Annotated in this window: 11 protein-coding genes and 1 pseudogene; 9 read left to right on the forward strand and 3 right to left on the reverse strand. The window is 40.6% G+C overall.

Going from position 1 to position 8,891, the window contains the following annotated elements:
- The first annotated feature begins 235 nt into the window (after positions 1–235).
- The 3 genes from CBX98_RS24855 (at position 236) to CBX98_RS24870 (ending at position 2,000) form a co-directional block, all read left to right on the forward strand.
- Positions 236–709, forward strand: coding sequence for a GNAT family N-acetyltransferase (locus CBX98_RS24855; RefSeq protein WP_109170505.1), 474 nt, complete (start codon positions 236–238; stop codon positions 707–709).
- Between the two features lie 126 nt (positions 710–835).
- Positions 836–1,393 (forward strand): nucleotidyltransferase family protein, encoded by a 558-nt coding sequence (locus CBX98_RS24865; RefSeq protein ID WP_025523774.1) that lies wholly within the window; start codon positions 836–838, stop codon positions 1,391–1,393.
- A gap of 157 nt (positions 1,394–1,550) precedes the next feature.
- Positions 1,551–2,000: a hypothetical protein gene (locus CBX98_RS24870; protein ID WP_045390267.1), complete on the forward strand. Its 450-nt coding sequence runs from the start codon at positions 1,551–1,553 to the stop codon at positions 1,998–2,000.
- A 172-nt stretch (positions 2,001–2,172) separates the two neighbouring features.
- Here the strand turns inward: CBX98_RS24870 and CBX98_RS24875 are convergent, their stop codons facing one another.
- Entirely contained in the window at positions 2,173–2,469 is a 297-nt protein-coding gene (locus CBX98_RS24875; protein WP_109170506.1) for a type II toxin-antitoxin system RelE/ParE family toxin, read from the reverse strand.
- 6 nt (positions 2,470–2,475) lie between these two features.
- Positions 2,476–2,718 (reverse strand): type II toxin-antitoxin system Phd/YefM family antitoxin, encoded by a 243-nt coding sequence (locus tag CBX98_RS24880; protein WP_000557295.1) that lies wholly within the window; start codon positions 2,716–2,718, stop codon positions 2,476–2,478.
- A gap of 231 nt (positions 2,719–2,949) precedes the next feature.
- Between CBX98_RS24880 and CBX98_RS24885 the strand changes: the two genes are divergently transcribed.
- Positions 2,950–3,624 (forward strand): hypothetical protein, encoded by a 675-nt coding sequence (locus tag CBX98_RS24885; protein ID WP_109170507.1) that lies wholly within the window; start codon positions 2,950–2,952, stop codon positions 3,622–3,624.
- Positions 3,625–4,801: 1,177 nt separating this feature from the next.
- Complete coding sequence (locus tag CBX98_RS24890; protein WP_086716338.1) at positions 4,802–5,398, forward strand: class I SAM-dependent methyltransferase; 597 nt, start codon at positions 4,802–4,804, stop codon at positions 5,396–5,398.
- A gap of 183 nt (positions 5,399–5,581) precedes the next feature.
- Here the strand turns inward: CBX98_RS24890 and CBX98_RS24900 are convergent, their stop codons facing one another.
- Entirely contained in the window at positions 5,582–5,905 is a 324-nt protein-coding gene (locus tag CBX98_RS24900) for a hypothetical protein (RefSeq protein WP_025769024.1), read from the reverse strand.
- Between the two features lie 246 nt (positions 5,906–6,151).
- On the opposite strand from CBX98_RS24900, the gene CBX98_RS24910 reads away from it, so the two are divergent.
- The 4 genes and pseudogenes from CBX98_RS24910 (at position 6,152) to CBX98_RS24930 (ending at position 8,654) form a co-directional block, all read left to right on the forward strand.
- Positions 6,152–6,913 (forward strand): hypothetical protein, encoded by a 762-nt coding sequence (locus CBX98_RS24910; RefSeq protein ID WP_078535058.1) that lies wholly within the window; start codon positions 6,152–6,154, stop codon positions 6,911–6,913.
- A gap of 137 nt (positions 6,914–7,050) precedes the next feature.
- On the forward strand, positions 7,051–7,572 hold the full coding sequence (locus tag CBX98_RS24920) for a GNAT family N-acetyltransferase (protein WP_109170508.1): 522 nt from the start codon (positions 7,051–7,053) through the stop codon (positions 7,570–7,572).
- A 138-nt stretch (positions 7,573–7,710) separates the two neighbouring features.
- Positions 7,711–8,146: pseudogene (locus CBX98_RS24925) on the forward strand (GNAT family N-acetyltransferase).
- Positions 8,147–8,252: 106 nt separating this feature from the next.
- Positions 8,253–8,654: a hypothetical protein gene (locus tag CBX98_RS24930; RefSeq protein ID WP_109170509.1), complete on the forward strand. Its 402-nt coding sequence runs from the start codon at positions 8,253–8,255 to the stop codon at positions 8,652–8,654.
- Positions 8,655–8,891: the final 237 nt, after the last annotated feature.

Consider the following 8,891-nt stretch of genomic DNA (forward strand, 5'->3'; position numbering starts at 1 on the left):
GCAATTGTTCAGAGATTTTCACGGTTCTAAAGTACGTTTCACAACGCGCTCTCAAGTGAATGAGTTTGTAGCGGAAACAACATGCTAACAAACTGTTTAAGAGTGATTCGCAACGCGTGGCATTTTTACCATGCGTTGATTTTAGTGATTTAGTTGGTGTGCGGAGGCTTTCGTATTGCGTTGCTCACACCTTAACAGGGCGTTAGGTTAATCTACTTAAAGTACGGAGTGTAAAATGGAATTTATTCCCGTAAAAATTGAAATGGATGATACGCTCGATTTATGCATGCAATTTCGACGAGATGCACATGCAGTAAGCTTTGGGAATGATGCTGGTTTTAGTGTTGATGAAACTAAAGCGTGGTTTACAAAGCTAAGTACATTTGATAATTCTGGCTTTTATCATGTCCTCAAAAACAATGAGGTCATCGGTCAAATAGAGTTTAGAAATGGCTTGATGGATGAGCAAGGTATAAAGTTTGGCTATATTAACTTGCTGTATTTGATACCTGAATTTCGTAACAACGGTTTAGGTAAAAAACTAGTGGATTTCATATGTACTCAGTTCAAAAACGAGCAATGTGCATATGCTCAGCTACGCTATATTCCTGCAAATTTACAAGCCGTTAGTTTCTATCGCAAACATGGTTGGTTTGATGTCGGAGAGCTTGGTGAACGTGGGCAATTGGCAGAAAAACGATTAACCTAACAAACGCTTCAAGACGGATTCGCAACGCGTGGCATTTTCACCATGCGTTGATTTTAGTGATTTAAGTGGTGTGCGGAAACATCGCATTGCGTTGCTCACCACTTAAGCGGGCGTTAGTAGGTCAGGATGAATAAACAAAAACTCAAGCATCTAATTCAGCGAGTTCCTGAGTTAATCGAAACAGCTGAAGTGTGCCGGGAAATAGGGCTGCCAAACTTCTATATCGCAGGTGGTGCTATTACTCAAATCATCTGGAACAGTATCGAAAGTAAACCGCTTCTTGCCCAAGTTAAAGACTTTGATGTTGTCTATTTCGACAGGTCTAAACATGTCACCGAAAATGAATTCAAAAATCGTATTAGTTCACGGTTAAGTCATGGTGTCGACGTCGATGTAAAAAATCAAGCAATCATACATGAGCGTTATTCTAAGAAGTTTGGTTGTTCCATTCAGGCATATGAGCGTGTCGAACAAGGTATCGAGTCTTGGCTTTCTGCCTTTGCTATTGGGTTCACTCTAGATAGCTCAGGAAACATTAAATTGTTCGCCCCCTATGGGTTAGAGGACGCATTTAATATGTTGATCAAACCAAACAAAAAGGCAATGACAGAAGCTAATTACAACAAAATGACTGCTGGCTATAAGGCTAGGTGGCAACAAGTACAGGTGCTCTCTTGGAGTTGACCTACTAACAAAGCGTTTAAGAGGGATTCTCAACGCTTGGCAGTTTCGGTTCAAAGTTTAGCTTTTGTGTTTATGGCACAATGGTTTAAGTTAGGTGGCATTGCGTTGTTCACCCCTTAACGCGGCGTTATACGCTTATATGGTAATGGAGACATAAATGGCAATTTTCGGTGCAGGTTCAAACTGGGGTGGTACTGAAGTCAAAGGAGAGTTTTTTGAGAACAACAAGTTTGTGCTTGGCTGGAATGAAGACAACTCTAAAGACCTTTATGAAGCGGTTTCTCAGCTTAAAGTCGGCGATATCATCTATTTGAAAAGTGTAAGTCCGAGGTACATTCGCAATATCGAAGTAAAAGGTATCGGTATCGTTACTAAAAGCTTTATTCAGTGCTTACAGTCTGGCGAGTATGGTGCTGTTGATATTTCGGATTGGAATGCTCTGTTTATCAAAGTTAATTGGGTAAAGCAGACTAGCTTTGTAATTGAGGTGCCTGAAGATGAAGGGAAGCTTACAAACGTTCGTCCAGCAACGTTTTATGAAGAGTACCTCCCTTACGTTCAAGAAAAAATCGTGAATGAACTCACATCATCGTTAGCACGCGTATAACAAGCAATTTAAGAGGGATTCACAACGCTTGGCATTTTTGCTTCTACTTCAGTTTTAGTGTTTATGGCACAATGCTTTAGGTTTAGGGGAAGGCGTTGTTCACCCCTTAATTGGGCGTTAGTTTACCAGTGAAGATCATCACCCTAAATCCAATCCTAGGGTGAAATCTTAATTACAGGTGGTTCTGCGGACGTTGTGATTGACCGAGTATAGCAACAACTAAAATGAAGCCATCTTCTTTTGTAAAGTAAGCGGTATGCTTGCCCACTGGGAAATAAAAACCACTTGGGTATATCTCATCGCAACTGCGACCAACAGCCGGGTTGTCAGCAAGCATCTGAAACCCTGTTAGTAAGGTATCTTTGTAGCTTCGCCATTGCATCTCAGAGAAATTGTTGACGGTATAGTTTTTGATTTTTTGTAAATGAGTCTGTGCTAATTTACTTAGCTTATATTTATTCTTTTGCATAATGGGTTATAAGGCGTTTAAAAAGTCTTCACCATCAACCACATTGCCTTGTGCCAAGTCTTGCTTAGCTGACTCGAAACAATGTCTCAGGTAATCAGTTTTCATTGCCTCCAACTCTTCATAGTCCTTAATCGACATAACAACTACGGCATCTTTGCTATTTTTGCTAATTTTCACTGGCTCACGTTGAGCGCTCAGAAGCAACTCACCAAAATTACGTTTGGCATCATTTGCTGTTAATGTGTGCATGATTACTCTCCAAATCTGGAATCACAGTAAGATTATAGTCATTCGCATGAAATGGTCAATATGATTAAATCGTGTGATTTGTGCGAAAAGTAAACTAACAAACAATTTAAGAGGGATTCCCAACGCTTGGCATTTTTGCTTCTACTTCAATTTTAGTGTTTATGGCACAATGCTTTAGGTTGGGTGGTCGCGTTGCTCACCCCTTAATTGGGCGTTATAAGGTTCTTGATTATGTCGAAAACAGTCATAGAGTTTCTAAAAAATATTGATATTGTTGATTTCTCAAAAAAATACAATGATTGGCTGATCTCAGAGTTGAGTGAGCCTGTTGCTGAGTTAGCAAGAAAAGGCTGGACGATCCCCGCATTTATTAATTGGTTAGGTATTACTAGCTATGAACCATTAAAAAACGATCAAAACCGATTGATAGAGTCTTGGGAAAATAGTTATAACCAGAATGCCGAAAGCCTCTTTGAGGACATACTTAATGATTGCCCTGAGCAATGGAAAGACTTAATGCAGGAATGCATAAGTTGTTACCATGCAGGGAAATATGTGATTTGTATCCCTGCACTTTTAGTAATATTTGAAGGATTACTATCTATCAAAATATATAATTTCGATATTGATAAAACCCACTATCGAGATCCAATGATGAACGGTATTAGAAGTAATCATTATGCAGGAATAGATACCCTTAAGATGCTTTCTATCAAAGAATATGTAAGTAATGTTTTTAAAAAATCAACATTTTCAGGTACCGCTCCTAATAACTTAAATCGACATTGGATTATGCATGGTCGTGGGTGTATAAGTTCTAATAAACTTGAAGCTTTACAACTGTTTAATGCAGTTGGAACTTTGTTAACTGTAAACACTTTGTGGGCAGACATTGTACTCAAGTGAGAAAACCTTATAACAAAGCATTTAAGAGGGATTCACAACGCTCGGCAGTTTTGGTTTGAATTGACTTTAGTGTTTACGGCACAATGGTTTAGGTTAAGTGGTGGCGTTGTTCACCCCTTAATGCGGCGTTATGTACTTTTAAAGTTCAAATGATTCTGGTTTTTGAGTTTATTCCAATCAGATCAATGTATTGGATTCCATGTTTGATGATTTTTATCGAACGATGTTGGGCATGTATTTCAAGGATCCGCTGATTGTTGAAACTCTGAGAGTCCCAAATCGCGGAAAGCATAATGTCTTTGAAGCTACCGCTCAATCGCTTCTCACACTGTACTGAAAGTTTGGTTTCACAAAAACTTTCTAAGTTGCTGTCAGTGTCTTTCTTTTGGCGTTGAACATGCGTGCGCACAGAGGACAGTTAAAGCGTTTTGAACATGGGCGATTAAAGTGGCTTTTGCTCTCAAACGAGAGTTTGGTGCATTGAAATTTTGGTCACAAAAGGCTTAAAGTCAGGTACATAACAAACGGCTCAAGAGGGACTGTCAACGCGTGGCGTTTCCAGTCCCAATGAACCGCGGTGGTTACGGTTGTTGCGGTTGAGTTTAGTGGTATGCGTTGCCAGCCCCTTAGCCGAAGGTTATGTACTTTTAAAGTTCAAAACATTCTAACTTTTGAATAACTTTCTAATGAGATCAGTCTATTGGATTTCATCGTTCAAGATTTTTACTGAACGGTGTTGGGGCTGTTTTTCAAGGAACAGCTGATTTTGGAGGCTCTGAAAGTCCCAAATCGCGGAAGGCATAATTTCTTTGAAACAGCATCTCAATCGCTTCTCACTCTGTACTGAAAGTTTGGTTTCACAAAAGCTATTGATGTTGCTGCCAGTGTCTTTCTTTTGGTGTTGAACGTGCGTACGCACAGAGGATAGTCAAAGCGTTTTGAATTTGGGTTTTCAAGTTGGCACCAGCTCTCAAACGTCAGTTTTGTGCATTGAATGTTGGGTAACAAAAGGCTTAAAGTCAGGTACATAACAAACGGCTCAAGAGGGACTGTCAACGCGTGGCGTTCCCAGTCCCAATGAACCGCGGTGGTTACGGTTGTTGTGGTTGAGTTTTGTGGTTTGCGTTGTCAGCCCCTTAGCCGAGGGTTATGTACTTTTACGGAAAATCAGAAATTTATGGATGAAAATGCTGAAATTTGGCGTCAGTACTACGAAAAGGCACTATCTCGCCCACATTCAAAACGTACTGAATTTGCTGTCAGACTCAATGAATCAAACCTCAAAGTAGCCACTGACTGTGGCTGTGGAACCGGCAGTGATATCGAATACCTCGATCAACAGGGTTATCAAGTTCACGGCTTCGATATTAATCCTGATTCAGTTGCTATTTGTAGAGACAGGTTCGGGTCAAAGTCATTAGTGGATATTTCAGCGTCCTCGTTTGAGTCGTTCGACTATCCAAAATCTGGTGTAGTTATCGCAAACTCCAGTTTGTTCTTCGCTGACCCAAACCAATTTGCATCGACTTGGAGCAACATCAGATCTTCAATTGAAATCGGTGGGGTGTTTGCTGGTGACTTCATGGGTTTCAAAGACAGTTGGGCTAACAACTATCGTAGCCCTACAACATCGTTGTCGGAATCAGAAGTAAAGGCTCTGTTCTCGGGTTTTGAAATAGTCAGGTTCTTCGAACGTGATGAAACAGCGAAAACGTCATTGGGTAGAATGAAACATTGGCATACATATTCCGTGGTCGCGGTGAAACGTACATAACAAAGCGTTTAAGACAGATTCGCAACGCTCGGCATTTTTGGTTTGCTTTGAATTTAGTGTTTACGGCACAATGGTTTAGGTAGGGGTGGCGTTGCTCACTACTTAACGCGGCGTTAGTCGCCAGAAAAAGCTGGTAATCACAATCATGTTTCTAAGCTCAAAATTTGGCTGCGATTGTTCGGCTCACAGGTTCATCGTTGTTGGTCCAAACTCATTTTCAGCTGTTTTAAGTCCAAAGTTTTGCAAGTGTCCTCGCGGTTGTTTTGTTCTTTGGTGCTGACATAGCAGGGCAATCGAGAGTTTGTTTTTGGTTGCAACTCCGCTCGTTGAATTTGTTGTTACAAAAGCAGATTTACTCGCTGAAATGACGTTTTCTCTGGTGTGGTAAGTTCCACGTGGTTTCAGTGACTTTGTTGAAAGTCCGCATTGTGAGATTGGCTTTCCAAAAGCGCTTTTTGGTGTTGTCAGTTCGTTTTCTGCGGCGTTGTTTGTTCCAAGTGGTTTCATTGAATAGCCGCTTTGAGACTACGCCTGACTAAAGTGCATCAAAGCACATAAAGTTTGTTGTTCGCAAAGTTTGGTTCGGCTTAAAATTGTCGCTCGGTGCCTCGCGACTAACAAACTGCTCAAGAGGGATTCGCAACGCGTGGCATTTTTACTATGCGTTGATTTTAGTGATTAAGGTGGTATGCAGCGGCATCGGTATTGCGTTGCTCACCCCTTAGCAGGGCGTTAGGCTTTAGAGAGATAAAAATGAATAAATGTTGGATTTGCTCTGAAAAAGCGATTAGTAAAGAGCATGTGATTAAAAAATCAGACCTAGTTAGAGTTTTTGGAAAAGGTCCCTACAAAGATGATAACTCAATTGCTCATGTCAAAAATGGCAAACTGAAGTTAATTCAAGGTCCAGATTCCAAAGCAATAAAATATTCACCTTCATTATGTCACTCTTGCAATACGACGCTAACTCAGCCTTTTGATCGAGCATATGACAAGTTTATTAACTACGTGTATGAAAATGAAGAAGTGATTGTACGCAAGAGATTTATCGATCTTGTTGAAGTATTTGGCGATGATTTTCAAGAGGGGCAGTGTAACCTATATCGTTATTTTGCTAAATCTATCGGTTGCAGGTTAGTTGATGCGGGAGCTGGCGTTCCTCTTGATATAGTCAACTTACTAAAAGTTAGACCATTTCAAACAGGTTTAAGACTTAACTTCGCTGTACATGAAGATATTCTGTTATTACCAAATAATGATCGCGATGGCTTTATAGGTAAGAGTGATTTAAATGAGTGGTGGGACAAGATCGATCCTGAAATTTTCAATGGTTATACATGGGCGGAGCATGTTTCGTGGTTATACTGTAACTATTGGTATTTGTTAGAGCCAGATGGCTCATTAGGTTCAACATGGGTTGCAGACAGTCGATTCTTATATTTAGGCTCATGTCGTTCTCTGACCACTGATGAACGCAATACCTTAATCAAAAAGGTGCAAGATAAAAAAGCCTAACAAACTGTTTAAGAGTGATTCGCAACGCGTGGCATTTTTACCATGCGTTGGTTTTAGTGATTAAGGTGGTTTGCGGCGGCTCTTGTATTGCGTTGCTCACACCTTAACAGGGCGTTAGCCCTTTTTTAGGAAATGATATGGAAATCGTACAAGAAATAGATGTTTCAGAATTGCATCATAAGGCAATCGAAGCATTAAGAAATCAAGCTTTTCCAGACCACCAAGTAAGTCGTTCTTACTTTAAGCAGTTACCTCATATGCGTGCCCTTCATTTTCAAGGTGAACAGTTGGTTGGCTATCTTGGACTGGATTATCGCGTTGTTAGCGTCAGTGGGGAAATACATAAGGTTCTGGGTGTAATCGACTTCTGTGTTGATGAACGTTATCGAGGGCAAGGTATTGGCTCTTTCATGTTGTCAGAAGTATCGGCATTTGCCGAAACTAAAGACGTTGATTTCATAATCCTCATATCTGAGTTACATGATTTCTACTCATCAAATGGCTTTAACAAAGTTCAGTGTATGCAGTCTTGGTTAAGGCTTCACGAGCACACCAACTTTGGAGTTGCTGTAGAGCATATTGATGAACTGTATGTGAAACCACTCAGAGATAAGCAGTGGGGTGTTGGACATTTTGATTGGCTAGGTTATATGTACTAGTCAACCACAGGGCTAACAAAGCATTTAAGAGTGATTCGCAACGCTTGGCAGTTTCGCTTCGCTCAAGTATAGCCAAGCGCCGCTCACACCTTAATGCGGCGTTATAAGCTATCCGTAGTTGTAGGTTTGGAGAGTTAGGTGTACGAAACCCGTAAAGCTGAAAATAGTGACTATGAGTTCCTATTCGAACTTAAGAAATCAGCAGAATTTGAACCAATCAAAGCTGTATTTGGTTGGAACGAAAGTGTTCAAAGAGAAATTCATCACAATGAGTGGGGCGAAGAAAAGCCAACCATCATAGAAGTCGATGGAGTCGCAGTGGGCAGTTACTTGGTGCAGTGCCATTCTGAGCACCTGTACTTTGGTCGCTTTTTTCCTATTACCAGAATATCAGGGTAAAGGAATTGGTAGCCAAGTATTAAAAGCAGTTACTGAGCTTGCTGAACAAAAGTCGTTACCGATAAAGCTTTGCTACTTACAAGGAAACCGAGTAGGGCAACTTTACAAAAGGTTTGGCTTTGAGGTTACAGGGCAGAACGAACAGTTCGTGCACATGCTCAAACCACGCTTATAACAAAGCATTTAAGAGTGATTCGCAACGCTTGGCAGTTTCGCTTCGCTCAAGTATGGCCAAGCGCCGCTCACACCTTAATGCGGCGTTATACGAATAGAGGGAATTTATGTACAAGAGTACTGATTTTAGCTTGGATTCAAAAGAGTTCAGGTTTAAGAAAGACTCATATCCTTTGTCTAAGATAAACAATGCTAGGGTTAAAAAGTTAAGTTTTCTTGATAATTTAGGGCAAGTGTTATTCTGGGTGTTTATTTTTTCAGGGGCTGTTTGGTTAGCCATTCCAAGCTTTGAAGAGGCACCGCAATGGCTACACGTTTTAGTTCTTAGTTTGACGGCTGTAGGTTTCGTTTTTGCTCTTCTTCGTTGTTCTAAATATGCGCTTCAAGTCGAGTTTCGCCACATAGATGAAACGGGCGTTCAATGGGTTAATGTCGCTAAGTCATACTCAAAATCAGATTATGAGTTATTTGAACAACAAGTGCTGGCACTGAAGGAGAAATTCGTATAACAAATTGTTCAAGAGTGATTCGGCACGCGTGGCATTTTTACTATGCGTTAGGTTTAGTGGTTAAGGTGGTATGCGGAAGCTTCGGGATTGCGTGCCTCACACCTTAACAAGGCGTTAGCAAGCTTAAAGGAGTAAGTGTATGTTTTCGCGTTACATATTATATGTATTGAATCAAGAAGCGAGTTCCAAATTCTATGAACATGTATTGGGTTTAACCCCAGTATTGGACGTTCCGGG

The organism is Vibrio sp. T9 (assembly GCF_003123985.1).
In the GTDB taxonomy this organism is placed as follows: Bacteria; Pseudomonadota; Gammaproteobacteria; order Enterobacterales; family Vibrionaceae; genus Vibrio; species Vibrio diabolicus.

Bases quoted from the DNA above. Each gene is read 5' to 3' on its own strand.
- CBX98_RS24855 (WP_109170505.1), top strand. From the start codon at position 236: ATGGAATTTATTCCCGTAAAAATTGAAATGGATGATACGCTCGATTTA.
- CBX98_RS24865 (WP_025523774.1), top strand. From the start codon at position 836: ATGAATAAACAAAAACTCAAGCATCTAATTCAGCGAGTTCCTGAGTTA.
- CBX98_RS24870 (WP_045390267.1), top strand. From the start codon at position 1,551: ATGGCAATTTTCGGTGCAGGTTCAAACTGGGGTGGTACTGAAGTCAAA.
- CBX98_RS24875 (WP_109170506.1), bottom strand. From the start codon at position 2,469: ATGCAAAAGAATAAATATAAGCTAAGTAAATTAGCACAGACTCATTTA.
- CBX98_RS24880 (WP_000557295.1), bottom strand. From the start codon at position 2,718: ATGCACACATTAACAGCAAATGATGCCAAACGTAATTTTGGTGAGTTG.
- CBX98_RS24885 (WP_109170507.1), top strand. From the start codon at position 2,950: ATGTCGAAAACAGTCATAGAGTTTCTAAAAAATATTGATATTGTTGAT.
- CBX98_RS24890 (WP_086716338.1), top strand. From the start codon at position 4,802: ATGGATGAAAATGCTGAAATTTGGCGTCAGTACTACGAAAAGGCACTA.
- CBX98_RS24900 (WP_025769024.1), bottom strand. From the start codon at position 5,905: ATGAAACCACTTGGAACAAACAACGCCGCAGAAAACGAACTGACAACA.
- CBX98_RS24910 (WP_078535058.1), top strand. From the start codon at position 6,152: ATGAATAAATGTTGGATTTGCTCTGAAAAAGCGATTAGTAAAGAGCAT.
- CBX98_RS24920 (WP_109170508.1), top strand. From the start codon at position 7,051: ATGGAAATCGTACAAGAAATAGATGTTTCAGAATTGCATCATAAGGCA.
- CBX98_RS24930 (WP_109170509.1), top strand. From the start codon at position 8,253: ATGTACAAGAGTACTGATTTTAGCTTGGATTCAAAAGAGTTCAGGTTT.